We start from the raw sequence: 14,864 nt of genomic DNA, 5'->3' as shown, positions 1-14,864 counted from the left end.
GAGGTTGTGGACGTGACCGATATCGACCTGCTGCCCGAGTCCTGGCGCGGCGTCCTCGGCGAAGAACTGCAGAAGCCGTACGTCAAGGAGCTGGCGGACTTCGTCGAGGAGGAGCGGGCCAAGGGGCCCGTCTATCCGCCGCGCGAGCAGGTCTTCGCCGCCCTGGACGCCACACCGTACGAGAAGGTCAAGGTCCTCGTCCTCGGCCAGGACCCGTACCACGGAGAGGGCCAGGGACACGGGCTCTGCTTCTCCGTGCGGCCCGGCGTGAAGACGCCGCCCTCCCTGCGCAACATCTACAAGGAGATGCAGCAGGAGCTCGGCCTGCCGATCCCGGACAACGGCTATCTGATGCCGTGGGCCGAGCAGGGCGTCCTCCTGCTCAACGCGGTGCTCACCGTGCGCGCCGGCGAGGCCAACTCCCACAAGGGCAAGGGCTGGGAGAAGATCACCGACGCGGTGATCCGCGCCGTCGCCGACCGGCCCGACCCGGCCGTCTTCGTCCTCTGGGGCAACTACGCGCAGAAGAAGCTCCCTCTGATCGACGAGGAGCGCCATGTCGTGGTCAAGGGAGCCCACCCCTCGCCGCTCTCCGCGAAGAAGTTCTTCGGTTCCCAGCCCTTCACCCAGATCAACGAGGCCGTCGCCGCCCAGGGGCACCAGCCGATCGACTGGCGCATCCCGAACCTCGCCTGAGGCCCGACCGGGCCGTGGAGCCCGTGCCTGAGCGGTATTGACCGGGACCGGCGCTAGCGTCGGGAAGGACCGGGACCGCGACCGGCCGGGATGGGACTGAGGAGACCGCAGTGGTGGAGCAGCAGGAGGCGTCCGAGGACGCCGTCATGACCAGGATCGGCCAGGCGGTCATGCTGCTCCACGGCGGTGACCGGGAGGAGGCCCGCAACCGCTTCGGCCTCCTCTGGTCGGAGCTCGGCGCCGACGGCGACGCCCTGCACCGCTGCACCCTCGCGCACTACATGGCCGACACCCAGGACGACCCCGGGGACGAGCTGGCGTGGGACCTGCGGGCGCTGACGGCCGCCGAGGGGCTGAGCGGTGACCGGCCCGACGGGCATCGGGACTCGCTGGCGGTCCAGGCGCTCTGCCCTTCGCTCCACCTCAACCTGGCGGCGGACTACCTGAAGCTCCAGCGCCCCGACGCGGCCCGCATCCACCTGCGCCAGGCCCGCGACGCGGCGGACCGGCTGGAGGGTGGCGGGAGCGGGGCGCAGGGCGCGTACAGCGGTTACGACGGGGGAGTGCGGGCGGCCATCGAACGGCTGGAGCTGCGGATGCGGGGGATGTGAGGGCCCCGGGGGCGCCGGGCCGGCCTGCGGGCCGAGGGGCCGGGGCGGGCTGTGAGGCCGGGGGGTGCCGTGGCGGGCAGGAGGCGTGCCGTCCCGGTTCCCGTCGGCTCTCAGCGGCCGTACGTGTCCTCGCAGATCCTGGCCTCCGCGCTGCCCGCCGGCCAGCCGCCGTACCCCCGGCCGAGCGCACACACATCGTGCGGGCCGCCGCCCCGGGCCTGTGGCAGGGGAGGCAGCACACCGCGCGGGACGCCGGGGAGTCGCTGGGGCGGTGTCCGGCGCGGCGGTGGCGTGGTCCGCTCCGGTGGCCGGGGCTCCGGTACGGGTTCGGCCCGGCGGACCTGCGGAGGCGCGGTGGACGGAGGCGCGGGAGAGGCGGGCCGCCCCGGTGACGGGCTCGGCTCCACGACGGCCTCCAGCGCCTCGCGGCCGGGCGGCTGCACGACCTGCGGGAACACGTCCTGGGCCGGCCCGCCGCGCTCCGCCTTCACAGGCCGGTGCGGGTCCGCCTGCGGGGCGACCGTCACGCACCCGGAGACGGCGGTCACGGCCACCCCGACCAGGAGTTTCGTGGTGAATCTGGTTCGCTGCACGCGGTAACTCTGCGGTGCGGGCGACCGGCGCGGCAGCCCGTGGGCGAGGAATGGCCCGCACGAGTGACCCGGTCAGCACAGCGCTACCGGGTGCGGTCAGCTGGAACGGTCAGTCGCCCGTAGCGCCGTCGATACGCTCCCGCACCAGGTCGGCGTGGCCGTTGTGCCGGGCGTACTCCTCGATCATGTGCGTGTAGATCCAGCGCAGGCTGAACGGCTCGCCCGCCGAGCCGACGCCCTGCGAGAACTCGTCCAGGCCGTATCCGGCGGCGCTCTTGCGGGCCGCCGCTATCTCGGCCCGCCACACGGCCTCCGTCCCGGCCCAGGTGGTGGACTCCGTGACCTTGAAGTCCCCGTCCGGGTCCTCCTCGGTGGAGTAGAGATCCGGCAGCTCCTCGCCCGCCAGGATCTCGCGGAACCAGAAGCGCTCCACCTCGGCCAGGTGCTGTACGAGGCCGAGCAGGGTGAACGCGGAGGGCGGCACGGACGCCTCGCGCAGCTGCGCGTCCGTGAGCCCCTCGCACTTCATGGCGAGCGTCTCGCGGTGGTAGTCCAGCCAGCCCTCCAGCATGGGGCGTTCGGCTGCGTCGAGGGCGGGTTCGGATCGTTCTGCGGAAGTCATCCGGTCATCCTGGACCGTGATCACGATCCTGGCCAGGTATTTCTTCCCCGACCGGCCACCGGAAGCGGCATCGCGGCGGCCCCGTATGCTGCCGGGCAACGGAACTTTCGGAACGTCTGCACGGCGAGAGGGAGACCCCTGTGAAGGTCGGTTGCATCGGGCTCGGCGACATCGCGCAGAAGGCGTACCTGCCGGTGCTGAGCGCCGTCCCAGGGGTCGAGCTGCAGCTCCAGACCCGTACGCCGGCCACGCTCGACGCGGTCGGCGACACGCACCGCATCCCGGCCGGCGCCCGCCACACGACCCTGGACGCGCTGCTCGCCGAAGGGCTCGACGCGGCCTTCGTGCACGCCCCGACCGCCGTCCACCCGGAGATCGTGGAGCGGCTCCTGGACGCCGGGGTCGCCACCTATGTCGACAAGCCGATCGCGTACGAGTACGCCGCGTCCGAGCGGCTGGTGAACCTCGCGGAGGAGCGCGGCGTCAGCCTGGCCGTCGGCTTCAACCGCCGCTTCGCGCCGGGCTACTCCCAGTGCGCCGAGCACCCGCGCGAGCTGATCCTGATGCAGAAGAACCGCGTCGGCCTGCCCGAGGACCCCCGCACCCTGGTGCTCGACGACTTCATCCATGTCGTCGACACCCTGCGCTTCCTGGTCCCCGGACCCGTCGACCACACCACCGTGCGCGCCCGGATCGTCGACGGGCTGATGCACCACGTGGTGCTCCAGCTCTCCGGCGACGGCTTCACCGCGATCGGGATGATGAACCGGCTGAACGGCTCCACCGAGGAGGTCCTGGAGGTCTCCGGCCGGGACACCAAGCGCCAGGTCCTCAACCTCGCCGACATCGTCGACCACAAGGGCCAGCCCAGCGTGCGCCGGCGCGGTGACTGGGTGCCGGTGGCCCGGCAGCGCGGCATCGAGGCATGCGTCCACGCCTTCCTGGACGCGGTCCGCGCGGGCGAGGTGCTCAGCGCCCGGGACGCTCTGGCGACCCATGAGCTGTGCGAGCGGATCGTCCGGGACTCCCTGGAGCAGGCCTCCTCCTGAGCGCCCGCACCCCTTCGGCGGCGCACAGGGCGGCCAGCGCCGCCAGCGCCCCGTACACCGCCCAGTCGCCGAAGCGGGTGTAGAGCGTGGTGCCGCGGGTCAGCGGTACGTCGTACACGGCCGCCGCGCTCTCGTCCGTACCGAGCGGCTGCCCGATCCGCTCGCCGCGCGGCCCGTACACGGCGCTGATCCCGGTGAGCGTCGCGTGGACCATGGGCCGGCCGTTCTCGGCGGCCCGCAGCGCCCCGAGCGAGGCGTGCTGGGCCGGGGCCCAGCTCTGCTGGAAGGTCGAGGTGGCGGACTGCGCGACGAGGATCCGGGCGCCGTCGCGGGTCAGCCGCCGGCTCATGTCGGGGAACGCGGACTCGAAGCAGACGAGCGGCCCGATCCGCAGTTGCCGGTCGCTGTCGGGCAGGGCCATCACCACCTGCCGGTCGCCGCGCAGCCGGTCCTCGCCCGCCGCCTTGCCGACCGAGGTGGCCCAGCCGAGCAGCGAGCGCGCCGGGACGTACTCGCCGAACGGCACCAGCCGCATCTTGTCGTACCGGTCGCCGGTCGGCCCGTCCGGTCCCACGAGCACCGCCGACTTGAAGATCCCGCTCCGGCCCGACCCGTCCGTCTGCCGGGCGTCCACGTTGACCAGCAGATCGGCCCCGGTCTCCCGGGAGAGCGCCGCCAGCCGCCGCGCGGTCTCCGGGGCCTGCCAGGCTCCCGCGCCGATGCTGCTCTCGCCCCAGACGACGAGGTCGACGTCCCGGCCCGCGACCGTACGGGTCAGCTCCTCGCCCCGGGCCAGGCGCCGCTCGACGCTGTCCGGGCCGGCGATGACACCCGGCTGTACGACGGCGATCCTGGCCGTCCCGGCGGCGGGCTGCGGCGCCCAGGCCCACGCCCCGGTCACGGCCAGGACGCAGACGACCAGCAGCACCCCGGCCGTCGTCCGGGCGGAGGCGCGCGCGGTCGCGGCCAGCACCAGGGCCGTGTTGACGGCCACCACCAGCAGGCTCACCAGCCACACCCCGCCCACCGACGCCACCCGCAACGCCGGGCCCACCTCCCACTGACTCGCCCCGAGCAGCCCCCACGGCCCGCCGAGCCCCTCCCAGGAGCGGACCAGCTCGATCACCAGCCACCCCGAGGGCACGGCCACCACCGCGGCGGCGGCCCGCAGTGGGGAGGGCGCACCGCCGAGCAGCCGTCCGGCCAGTACGCCCCACGGGGCCCACAGCAGACCGAGCAGCGCGGCCAGCAGCACGATGAAGACGTGCAGGCTCGGCACCAGCCAGTGGTGCACGGCGATGACGAAGCCGATGCCACCGATCCAGCCGTCCAGCGCCGCCCGCCGTGCCGTCGCAGCCGAGCGGATCAGGAGCAGCCAGGGGACGAGTGCGACATAGGCCAGCCACCAGAGCGAGGGCGCGGGAAACGCGAGCGCGGGCAGCGCCCCGGCGAGCAGCGCGGCGGCTCCCCGGAGCCAGCCGGACGCGGGAAGCGACGGGCGGGCGGGCGGCTCTCCGGCCGGTGGCCGACCGCCGGACGCCGAACCCTTGCTCGGTGGCCGACCGCCGGACGCCGGGTCTCCCGCGGGTGGCTGCCCGTCGGACCCCAGGTCTCCCGCGGGTGGCTGCCCGTCGGACGCCGAACCCTCGCCCGGCGGCTGCCCGTCGGACGCCGGAACCCCTCCGCCCCGCATCCGCATGCCGTGCCCTCCTCGTCCCACCGGGGTGAGCAGCCGCGTGGTCCGCCAGGTCAGCTCTGTACCCAGTGTGGGGGAGGTGATCCCCACGGGACACCGGACACCCCCGGCCGGGGGGTGCGGTTCAGGCCGGGCCGGGAGTGCGGCGCCACTTCTCGTGGACGGCGACCGAACGGATCCGCCAGCCCGGGTCCGTACGGTGCAGCTCGAAGGTGTACCGCCCGCCGGAGACGAAGTCCGGCGCGGTGTCACCGGTGCCGGAGGCCTCTCCCTCGCGCGCCAGGCGCATCGGGTTGAGGTAGTCGGCCCGCACCTGCGCCCGGTCGCCCGGGTAGCCGCCGAGGTCCTGGAGGTCGATGCGCCGGTTGACGATCAGGTGCTGGCGGATCGCGAAGAGGCGCATCGTCCCGGTGAGCCACCGCGCTATCTCGCCCGCCGGGCCCTCCACGCCGCCCGCGCCCGTGTAGTCCGCGCGGCCGTCCGGCGTGAAGAGGGCCTCGTACGCGGGCCAGTCGCCGTCGTCCACGGTCACGGCGTACCCGGTGATCACATCATCGATGGCGAGCCGGTCCATCACGGTTGCGAGTGCCACACGCTGTGTCATCGGTCAAGTCTCGGTCAAGCCGCCCGCCACGCCAAGGGGCCTGCGCGAGCGGGCAGCTGACCACCCGCCCGGTCAGCAGGGCACCACCGCGACCGGACCCAGCGCATGCGTGACCGTCGTCTGCGCCACCGGCGAGAGGCCGAGACCGAGCGACTCCCCGCCCTTGCGGCGGCCGATCACCGTCAGCGCCGCCGTCGCGGAGGCGGTGACCAGGGTGCGTGAGGCGGACCCGTTGACCGGCTCCCGTACGACCTCCACCCGCGGGTACCGCGTCTCCCAGCCGGCGGTCACCTCCGACAGGCTCCGCTCGGCCGAGCCCGCCGCGCTCTCCCGGTCGAAGACGGGCCCGCCCGAGAGCATCGAGGAGAACATCGTCCAGCCGTGCACGATCCGCAGCCGCGCACCCGGCCGGGCGGCCGCGGTGGCGAAGGCGAACTCCAGGACGGCCTCGCTGCTCTCGTCGGCGGCCACGCCCGCCACGATGTCGGTGCAGGCCGCCCCGTCGTCCTGCGGCCGGTCGTCCTCCTCCGAGCCGCTGTCCTGCACGATGACGACGGGACAGCTCGCCATCGACGCGGTCGCCAGGCTGTTGGATCCGATCATCAGCGACCGGAAGCCGCCGAGCCCCCGCGAGCCGACCACGACCAGCGACGCGTCCCGGGCCAGCGAGACCAGGGCGGCGGCCGGGAAGTCCAGCGGGGCCAGAGTCGCTGGGCGCAGCGCCGGAGCGATCAGCTCGGTCCGGCGTACGGACGCGGCGAGGAGCTCGTCCGCCTCACGCTGCCGGGTCTCCTCGTCGACGTTCCGGGTGAGCGGCATGACGTGGACGATCAGCAGCGGCAGCCCGCGCCGCACGGCCTCCCGCGCGGCCCAGTCGAGCGCCTGCCGGCTGTGGGTGGAGCCGTCGACGGCGGCGATCACGGGAAGATCATGGGTGGTCATGGACCCGAGCGTACGTCGCCGGGCCCACGCGGCCGGCGAGGGTGCCGGTCAGTCGTGGTTGTGGGTGGAGGAGGTGTCGTCCGGTGGTACGCTCCGCCCGCCGTCGTTGCCGCTGACCACCACCACGACCAGCGCCACCATGACGCCGACCACCGCGAGCCGGCCGCCGAGGCGCAGCGCCCAGCCGGTCCGGGAGGCGGTGGCACCGGGCGAGAGGGGCAGCTTCTCGGAGCGGCGGGCCGGGCGCAGCAGGCGGACGAGCAGCAGCGCGGCGATCGGCAGCTGGAGCAGCCAGACGCTGGTGCGGAACCAGCCGTCGTACCAAACGTTCGTGCCGTACAGCAGGGTGTGCCAGACGCTCAGCACGTAGACCACGATCACGAACCGGTGCAGGACCCGCCAGGTCTTCGGGCCGATGCGGTGGCGTACGTAGAAGAGCAGGCCGAGCGGTATCGCGAGGTACAGCGCCGCCTGGCCGATCGGGATGGCGATCTGGCCGGTGCCCGAGGTGTAGCCGCCCGGGACGAACGTCTCGATGAAGGCGGTCGTCAGCGCGGAGTTCCACGAAGCGGTGGAGTGGCGCACCAACTCGGCACCGAACAGCAGCGCGTGGGCCGTGATCAGCGCGATGGTGTTGAGGCTCGTGGTGCGGTGCAGGCGCTCCAGCCGCGGGCCCGAGAGCGGGAGGCGAGAGGGGCGCCGGCCGGAGAGCAGGAGGCCGAGGATCACCGTTCCCCAGGCCCAGAGCAGCGCGGACCAGCCGAACGCCTGGCTCAGGAAGTACATCCAGAAGCCGCCCGCGTCGGCCATGAACGGCATGACGGAGACCGTGGAGGAGGTCTTGTTGCGGATGCGTACGTAGAGGAGGGCGAAGACGGCCGCCGTCACCAGGAGTGCCACCAGACCGTCGGGCCAGGAGGCGCGCAGGTCGGAGCGGAGGGTGGTGCGCCGGGTCGGTCGTGGCGCTCGGGGGCCGGGGAGTTGGGGGTCCGCTGCGGTGATCTCGGAGGAGTCCGTGGGGAGTTCGGCGGCCGCTGCCGGTTCGGGTGCGGGGGGCTGGTTCGTCATGCGGCCTCTTCGGGGGCGTCGGCTGGCGGGGCGGATGCGTCGGCCCCGGGCCACGAGGCATATGCGAACGCGTTGTTGGAGCAGTCGGTGGGGGAGAGGCGAAAGTTCCACCGCAGGTTGTGTGACATGAATCACAGAGGTGGCGGCTGGGGCAAACGGGGTGAACTCCCGTTGTTTCCGCATCTGCTGGTCTTCACCGCGAGGCGGGTGCTGCTGGCACGATGGCCGCCATGGGAGCCGGAACCGCACTCCGCCTCGCCCGCACCGCGCTGTTCGCGGTCGTGTGCGTCGCCGTGTCCGGGCTCGGCCATGCCCTGATGTCCGGCGGGCCGCTGCCGCTGCCGCCCCTGCTCGCCGTCCTGGTACCGGTCGCCGCCGCGGGCTGGTGGCTCGGCGGCCGCGAACGGAACGCCCCGGTCACCGTATCGGCCCATGTGCTCGGCCAGTTGGGGCTGCACGCCTACTTCGCCGCCGCCACCACCGGAGGCGCGCACCACGCGCACGGTTCGATGCCCCACGCCTCCCACACCGGCCCGGCCGGCGACGTCCCGCACCGGATGGAGCTGCTGGCGGCCTTCGACGCCTCGGTGTTCACCACCGGCATGGCCGCCGCCCACGCGGTCGCCGGGCTGGTCTGCGGCTGGTGGCTGTGGCGCGGCGAGGTGGCGCTCGCCCGGCTGGGCCGCTGCCTGGCCCTCTTCGTACGGGCTCCGCTCCGCACGGCCTGGCGCCTCTGGTCGGCGACACCGCTCGACGGAGGCCCGCCCGCCCGGCCGCGCACCAGCCGCAGGACACGCCGCCGCCCTCAGGACCTCCTCGCCCTGCACGCCATCTCCCGGCGCGGTCCACCCCTTCCCGTCCCCTCCCTGTGACCTCCAGCCGCCCACCCGGTCCCTGAGACCCGGCGGCGGTACGGGTGTGCGCTCGCGCCCACACCCGTGACAGGCATGCCGGTACCGCCGGACCGCTCTCCGGGCGTCCGCGCGCCCGGCCCCGCGGAGCCGGGCGCCGACGACCGCGCCACGGCTCCGCCAGGACGCGAAGGACTGCTGTGACGCCTATTGCCACCCCCCTCCCCGCCGGGCCGCCGACCACCCCGGCGCCCCGGCACCGGGTGTACGCCACCCGCCAGAACGACGTGCAGATCACCGACTGGGCGCTGGCCGCCGGCGGCGGCGACCGGGAAGCCGCCGACCGCTTCGTCCGGGCGACCTACGAGGACGTCCGCCGGTTCGTCGCCTACCTCAGCGCCGACGTCCCCGGCGCCGACGACCTCGCGCAGGAGACCTATCTGCGGGCGATGAGCGGACTGGCCCGCTTCGCCGGACGCTCCTGCGCCCGCACCTGGCTGCTCTCCATCGCCCGGCGCGTCGTCATCGACCGCCACCGCACGGCCGCCGTCCGCCCCAGGACCGCCGACACCGCCGACTGGCAGATCGCGGCGGAACGGGCCCAGCCGCGCCACCTCCCCGGCTTCGACGAGTCGGTCGCGGTCTTCGACGCCCTGGCCCACCTGGACCCGGCCCGCCGCCAGGCCTTCGTCCTCACCCAGGTGCTGGGGCTCTCCTACGAGGAGGCGGCGGACGCGGCGGGCTGCCCCGTCGGTACGGTGCGCTCCCGCGTGGCCCGCGCCCGCCGCGAACTGGCCGGGCAGTGGCGTACGGAACCGGGGGAGCGGGCGCCGGTGGCCGCCGGATCAACCACGGCCTAGGGTGTGTCCGGCGGATCAGGGCCGGATAGGCCGCGGCGTCTGGTGCGGTGCATCGCAAGGCGCTGGAACGTCCTCATCGCGGAGCGATTCGGGCGTTTCGGCAACGCCGCGAGGTGCCGTGCCAGGCGTCGTGGACCCGGTCATGATCCGCCGGACCCGCCCTAGCTCGGATGCCGTCTCCGCCCGGGGCTCCGACCGGCCCCGGGCGGTACGGCGGGCCAGCAGGAAGACCGGCAGCAGCAGGCACTGGAGGCAGACCACCACCCAGAACGCCCGCGCCGAACCGGCCGACTCCGCCGCCGCGTACAGCTGACCGCCCACCACCCCGCTGGCGAACGCCCCGATGCCCGCCGCCAGCCGCTGCCGTCCGAACACGGTGGCCGCAGGCGCGGAGCTGCGTTCCAGGGCCTCCAGGTCGTTCTTCAGGAAGAGCACGATCTCGCCCACGCAGAGCAGCGCCCCGCCCACCGCGATGCCCACGTGCCCGCCACCGGCGATGGCCGCCATCCCCGCCGCCATGGCCCCGAACCCCCACCGCAGCGCCGCCGGATAGCTCAGAGCGGCCACCCACTCCGCCAGCAGCGGCTGCGCGACGACGAGAAGGGCCGCGTACCCCATGAGCACCACGCCGTAGAAGCCGGCCGACGTCCGGGGGACCGCGTACAGCGCCAGGTAGTGCTGGAAGAACATGAACGCGTAGACGCTCACCACCGTGACCAGGAACGGCGAGAGCCCGGACCGCCGTTCGCCGGACGGGGACTCCTGCGGCGCGACCGCCTCCGGACGCACCTCGCCGCGCGGCAGGAACGCGTGCCCCACCGCGACCAGAGCGAACAGCCCGGCGACATACGTGAAGAGCGCGCCGGGCGAGCCCATCACCAGCGGCGCGGCGGCAGGAGGGCCGAGCGCCATGCCCGCGTTGAACGCCGAACTGCTCGCCGACAGCAGTCTCGGCCGGTCCTCGTCAGGTGAACCGGACACCAGATAGGCCTTGTTGGCGGGCAGGTAGAGCGCAGCGCCCGCCGACACCAGCAGCAGCGCGCCGATCGCCGGCACGGGACTGGTCAACCCCGGTACGAACGCGGCGAATCCGGCCGTCCGCAGCGCCAGCGCCAGCAGCATCGACCGCCGCAGCCCGATCCGTGCGGCCACCGGACCCGCGACCACGCCGCCGGCGAACTGGATCAGCGAGGCCACCGCCAGCACGAAGCCGACCGTGCCGAGCCCGAGACCGAGCCGCTGGTGCAGCAGCACCGACACGTACGGCAGCACGGCGAAGCTGCCGAGCGTGATGAGGAAGGAGCCGGCCAGGAGGAAGACCTGGGAGCTGGTGAACCGCCCGTGCTTCCCGGTCCGTTCCGCGCTCACCCGGCCCTCCGGCCGAGCCCTGCCCTCACGGCGTGTCCGCCATCACCGGCCGCACCCGGACCGCCGCACTCCACGCCCGGTGCTGCGCCAGCTCCGCCGTCGCCGCCTCGGCCAGCACCATCCCCGTGCACCCGCGCTGATCGCCCACGTGCGGCAGGTGCTCACCCGGTTCGCGTACCGGAAACCACTCCACGGACCCCGGAAAGGCGGCGAGTTCACCGAGACCGTGCCAGCCCTTCAGAAGCCCGGGCCGGTCCGCGTAGACGAGGACGAAGCCGTACGCGGGCCCCCGGCCGTCGAGTTCGGCGTCGAGCAGCCCCGGGCGGCGGCCCAGCGCCTCGTCCATCATCGCCGTGTACACATTGGTGCCCAGCGTCCGGCAGAGCACCTCGCCGACCAGCGCACCGCCGATCCGCCGGTTGATCTCCACCAACTCCGGCCCTTCGGCGGTCAGGATGAACTCCACATGCGCGAACCCGCTGCGGTGGCCCGCCACTTTCAGCACCCGGCCCACCCACGCCTCGATCCCGTCCCGCTCCTCGCCCGGCAGCGCCACCGGGAACGCCGCGACCTCCTCCCGTACCACCGCCGACCGGGACGTCTGCCGGCTCAGCACGCCGAGCAGCCGCGTGGTCCCCTCCCAGCTCAGCGTCTCCGCGCTGTACAGCGGACCCGCGAGGAAGGATTCCGCGAACAGGCCTCCCTTCAGCGGCTGTTGCTCCGCCTCCGCCAGCGCCCGGTGCAGCTCCTCCTCGTCGTGCACGATCCACACCCCGCGCGAGGAGGTCCCCGCCGAGTCCTTCAGGACGGCAGGCAGCCCGACCGTACGCAGGACCGCTTCCGCACCCTCCGGTCCGCGCTGCACGGCCACCGCCGCCGACCGGCTCAGTCCCTGTGCGTACAGCGTCTCCCGGACCCGCCGCTTGTCCCGCAGCAGCCGGACCGCCTCCGGGTCCGGGCCCGGGAGGCCCAGTTCGGCGGCCAGTTCGGCGGCCGGGACGCTCCAGGTGTCCGTGGTGTTGATGAGCCCGGCGAGCGAGGGCACGGCGGCCAGCGCGCGGCGGACCGCAGCCGGGTCGTCGGTGTCCACGTCCACCACGTCCAGCGCGCCGGGCGGCAGGACGGCCAGCTCGTGCCGGTACACCGAGCGGTCGCCGGTCAGCAGGCAGAGCCGGTGGCCGGTCTCCTCGGCGGCCTCGGCCATCCGGCCGAGCCCGAAGGACAGGGACTCCAGGGCGGCGATCGTCACGGCAGCAGCTCCACGGTCGGTACGGAGGCGGGGGAGGCCTGTTCGGGCAGGCGGGCGGCCTTCGGTGCGGCGCGCCGGCCCCACTCCATCACCGACCACGGCGGCCGCAGCGCGTCGAGCGACTCGATGGGCCGGGGACGCAGCGAGGCCGGGTCCAGCGCCTCGGTGTGCCGGGTGAACACCCGCTCGGCGTAACGGTGTCCGGTGTCCGCGCCCAGCACGAGGTGCAGCCGGTCCGGGTCCCGCGCCGCCTCCCAGGAGGCCGCCAGGTGCGCCGCACCGGTGGAGAGACCGGCGAACACCGCGTGCCGGCGCAGCAGTCCGACCGCACCGGCCATGGCATGGCGGAAGTCCAGCCAGTGCACGGTGTCGTACAGCTCGTGGTGGACGTTGCCGAACGGGATCGAGCTGCCGATGCCCGCGATGATCGCCTCCGGGTCGCTGAACTGCTCGCTGCCGAAGGTGACGCTGCCGAACGGCTGGATCCCCACCAGCCGGACCGCCCGCCCCGACTCCCGTAGCGCACGGGCCAGTCCACCGGTCGACGCACCCGTGCCCACCGCCCCCACCACGGTCAGCGGGCCCTCGGGCAGTGAGGCGGTGAGCAGCTCGGCGAACTCCCGGTACCCCTCGTGGTGCACGGCGTCGTGGTACTGCCGCATCCAGTGGAAGTCCGGCCGTTCGGCGAGGAGTCGGCGCACATGGCGGACGCGCAGCTCCTGGTCCAGGCGCAGGCTCTGCGACGGCGGCATCTTGTCCACGGTCGCACCGAGGATCTCCAACTGGGCCAGCATCGTGGCGTCGACGGTGGTGGAGGCCACGATGTGACAGCGCAGCCCGTAGCGGTGACACGCCATGGCGAGCGCCACCGCGTAGATGCCGCTGGAACTGTCCACCAGCGTCTGCCCCGGCACCACCCGGCCCCGGCGCAGCAGCGAACGGACCGCGCCGAGCGCCGCGTACACCTTCATCGTCTCGAACCGCGCGAGCACCATCGCGTCGTCCAGCCGGATCAGATCCGGGGTCTTCACGGCGTCGGTGATGTGCTCGTGCACGGTCGCGGTGGCGGCCGACTGCCGCTCCTGGGACCTCACTTGCGCCGCCCTCGGACGATGAGCCGGTCGGAGTGCTGGTCGTAGCCCGAACCGTCGAAGCCGCCGAAGCACTCCACGTCGGTGAAGCCCGCCTCCGTGAACAAGGCGTGCAGCTCTGCGGCGGAGTAGAGCCAGGAGTGGATGGAGGCCGTACGGGCCGAACCCCCTTGCACCAGAGTCCAGTCGGTGCGCAGCCGCCGCCAGCTGTCGAGGACCGTGTCGCGCTGGACCACGTACGCGCCGTCCGGCAGGTCCACCACCTTCGGCCGCCCGATCCAGCCCGCCAGCACCTCCTTGCCCATCACATCGACCAGCAGCTGCCCGCCGGGCGCGAGGCTCTCGTAGGCGTTGCGGAGCACCTGGAGGTTGTCCTCGGCGTCCGCGAAGTAGCCGAACGAGGTGAAGACGTTCAGCACGACGTCGAAGGCGCCGGGCTCCGCGTACGTGAGCATGTCGGCCCGCTCCAGCCGGACCTCGGCGCCCGCCGCCTCGCAGACGTTCCGCGCCCGCTCCAGCATCGACGGCGAGAGGTCGACGCCCGTCACCGTGTACCCGCGCGCCGCCAGCGGCACCACGAAGAGGCCCGGACCGCAGCACAGGTCCAGCACCCGTGAGCCCGGTGGGAAGTCCAGCAGGGGCGAGGAGGCGACGAGGGCGGCGGCGGACTCGGCCCGGGCGGGCGGGAACATCGTCGAGGCGAAATCGGACCAGAGCGCGTCGTCCTCGTACCAATGCATGCCTGTCGGCCTCCTCCCGGCCCTCGTGGGGCCGCCGTGCCGCCGCGGCTGTTCCGCCGGGCCTCGTTCTCCAGTAGTCGGCGGCCCGGGCCGGGAAGTTCCCGCCTGGGCGGTGTCATACGATCACCGGGCCGAGGCGGGCCGGACCGCGCGCGGAGGAAGCTGGGGACGATGAGCTGGACCGAGGTGCCGGTGGACACCGCACCGGCGGCGGGAGCCGTGCTGCTGAGCGGTATCCCGGGCAGCGGCAAGTCCACCGTGGCCGCCGCGCTCGCCGCCCGGTTCACGGCCTCGGCCCACATCGAGGTCGACGCCCTCCAGGAACTCATCGTCACCGGCGGGCGCTGGCCCTCACCGGAGCCGGACGCGGAGGCGGACCGGCAGATCTTCCTGCGGGCCCGCAACGCCTGCCTGCTCGCGGACAGTTTCGTCACCGCCGGCTTCCTGCCGGTCATCGACGACGTGGTCGTCCGCCGGGCCCATCTCGACTTCTACCGGCGGCAGATCGCCGTCGGACCGCTGCACTGTGTGGTGCTCGCGCCGGGCGCGGCGAAGGCGGGGGAGCGCGACCGCGCCCGGGACAAGACGCTCACCACGGACTGGTCGTTCCTGGACACGGCGATGCGTGACGAGCTGACCGGCGAAGCCCTCTGGATCGACAACGCCGAGCTGACGGTCGCGGAGACGGTGGACGCGGTGCTCGCGGCGACGGGGCTCACGGACCGCTGAACCGGCGTTGTCAGACCCCCGCCCTACGGTGGTGACATCTATCCGCGCTGCTGGCTGCTGCGCTGCTGGATCGGCCCCGCCCGGCTGCTCCCGGG

Annotated in this window: 16 protein-coding genes; 6 read left to right on the top strand and 10 right to left on the bottom strand. The window is 73.6% G+C overall.

Annotated features, from left to right (window positions below; all coding sequences use genetic code 11):
- The first annotated feature begins 12 nt into the window (after positions 1–12).
- Positions 13–696, top strand: a complete 684-nt coding sequence (locus ACQP09_RS03125; protein ID WP_356751214.1) for a uracil-DNA glycosylase — start codon at positions 13–15, stop codon at positions 694–696.
- A 110-nt stretch (positions 697–806) separates the two neighbouring features.
- Complete coding sequence (locus ACQP09_RS03120; RefSeq protein WP_433395800.1) at positions 807–1,307, top strand: hypothetical protein; 501 nt, start codon at positions 807–809, stop codon at positions 1,305–1,307.
- Between the two features lie 110 nt (positions 1,308–1,417).
- Here ACQP09_RS03120 and ACQP09_RS03115 read toward each other — a convergent pair whose 3' ends face one another.
- Entirely contained in the window at positions 1,418–1,900 is a 483-nt protein-coding gene (locus tag ACQP09_RS03115) for a hypothetical protein (RefSeq protein ID WP_433395798.1), read from the bottom strand.
- A 109-nt stretch (positions 1,901–2,009) separates the two neighbouring features.
- Positions 2,010–2,522 (bottom strand): DinB family protein, encoded by a 513-nt coding sequence (locus ACQP09_RS03110; protein ID WP_433395797.1) that lies wholly within the window; start codon positions 2,520–2,522, stop codon positions 2,010–2,012.
- A gap of 140 nt (positions 2,523–2,662) precedes the next feature.
- Between ACQP09_RS03110 and ACQP09_RS03105 the strand changes: the two genes are divergently transcribed.
- Positions 2,663–3,571: a Gfo/Idh/MocA family protein gene (locus ACQP09_RS03105; RefSeq protein WP_433395795.1), complete on the top strand. Its 909-nt coding sequence runs from the start codon at positions 2,663–2,665 to the stop codon at positions 3,569–3,571.
- Here the strand turns inward: ACQP09_RS03105 and lnt are convergent.
- The 4 genes from lnt to ACQP09_RS03085 all read right to left on the bottom strand — a co-directional run bounded on the left by lnt (position 3,492) and on the right by ACQP09_RS03085 (position 7,881).
- Positions 3,492–5,270 carry an apolipoprotein N-acyltransferase gene (lnt, locus tag ACQP09_RS03100; protein WP_433395793.1) on the bottom strand — a complete coding sequence of 593 codons (1,779 nt, stop codon included), beginning with the start codon at positions 5,268–5,270 and terminating at the stop codon, positions 3,492–3,494. The genes ACQP09_RS03105 and lnt overlap by 80 nt on opposite strands.
- 121 nt (positions 5,271–5,391) lie before the next feature.
- Positions 5,392–5,871, bottom strand: coding sequence for a nuclear transport factor 2 family protein (locus tag ACQP09_RS03095; protein WP_433395791.1), 480 nt, complete (start codon positions 5,869–5,871; stop codon positions 5,392–5,394).
- Between the two features lie 72 nt (positions 5,872–5,943).
- Positions 5,944–6,813 carry a universal stress protein gene (locus ACQP09_RS03090; protein ID WP_433395789.1) on the bottom strand — a complete coding sequence of 290 codons (870 nt, stop codon included), beginning with the start codon at positions 6,811–6,813 and terminating at the stop codon, positions 5,944–5,946.
- Positions 6,814–6,861: 48 nt separating this feature from the next.
- Positions 6,862–7,881, bottom strand: coding sequence for a ferric reductase-like transmembrane domain-containing protein (locus ACQP09_RS03085; protein ID WP_433395787.1), 1,020 nt, complete (start codon positions 7,879–7,881; stop codon positions 6,862–6,864).
- 221 nt (positions 7,882–8,102) lie between these two features.
- On the opposite strand from ACQP09_RS03085, the gene ACQP09_RS03080 reads away from it, so the two are divergent.
- Together ACQP09_RS03080 and ACQP09_RS03075 are read left to right on the top strand one after the other, a co-directional pair.
- Positions 8,103–8,753, top strand: a complete 651-nt coding sequence (locus tag ACQP09_RS03080; protein ID WP_433395785.1) for a hypothetical protein — start codon at positions 8,103–8,105, stop codon at positions 8,751–8,753.
- 179 nt (positions 8,754–8,932) lie between these two features.
- Positions 8,933–9,592: a sigma-70 family RNA polymerase sigma factor gene (locus ACQP09_RS03075; RefSeq protein ID WP_433395783.1), complete on the top strand. Its 660-nt coding sequence runs from the start codon at positions 8,933–8,935 to the stop codon at positions 9,590–9,592.
- A gap of 15 nt (positions 9,593–9,607) precedes the next feature.
- Here the strand turns inward: ACQP09_RS03075 and ACQP09_RS03070 are convergent, their stop codons facing one another.
- From ACQP09_RS03070 to ACQP09_RS03055, 4 genes are read right to left on the bottom strand one after another with little or no spacing between them, the layout of a single operon-like run.
- The gene (locus ACQP09_RS03070) at positions 9,608–10,960 is read right to left on the bottom strand and encodes an MFS transporter (RefSeq protein WP_433395781.1); all 1,353 of its coding nucleotides are present in this window, start codon (positions 10,958–10,960) and stop codon (positions 9,608–9,610) included.
- A 25-nt stretch (positions 10,961–10,985) separates the two neighbouring features.
- On the bottom strand, positions 10,986–12,209 hold the full coding sequence (locus ACQP09_RS03065; RefSeq protein WP_433395779.1) for an ATP-grasp domain-containing protein: 1,224 nt from the start codon (positions 12,207–12,209) through the stop codon (positions 10,986–10,988).
- Positions 12,206–13,303 carry a pyridoxal-phosphate dependent enzyme gene (locus tag ACQP09_RS03060; protein ID WP_433395777.1) on the bottom strand — a complete coding sequence of 366 codons (1,098 nt, stop codon included), beginning with the start codon at positions 13,301–13,303 and terminating at the stop codon, positions 12,206–12,208. The genes ACQP09_RS03065 and ACQP09_RS03060 overlap by 4 nt, the downstream gene beginning before the upstream one ends.
- On the bottom strand, positions 13,300–14,040 hold the full coding sequence (locus ACQP09_RS03055; RefSeq protein ID WP_433395775.1) for a class I SAM-dependent methyltransferase: 741 nt from the start codon (positions 14,038–14,040) through the stop codon (positions 13,300–13,302). Before ACQP09_RS03055 ends, ACQP09_RS03060 begins: the two co-directional genes overlap by 4 nt.
- 171 nt (positions 14,041–14,211) lie before the next feature.
- Between ACQP09_RS03055 and ACQP09_RS03050 the strand changes: the two genes are divergently transcribed.
- Entirely contained in the window at positions 14,212–14,769 is a 558-nt protein-coding gene (locus tag ACQP09_RS03050) for an AAA family ATPase (protein WP_433395773.1), read from the top strand.
- Positions 14,770–14,864 lie beyond the last annotated feature (95 nt).

It is taken from the genome of Streptomyces sp. CA-146814, from assembly GCF_050942385.1.
GTDB lineage: Bacteria > Actinomycetota > Actinomycetes > Streptomycetales > Streptomycetaceae > Streptomyces.
Note: the sequence above shows the minus strand (reverse complement) of the source record. Positions and strands in the feature narration are given on the sequence as shown.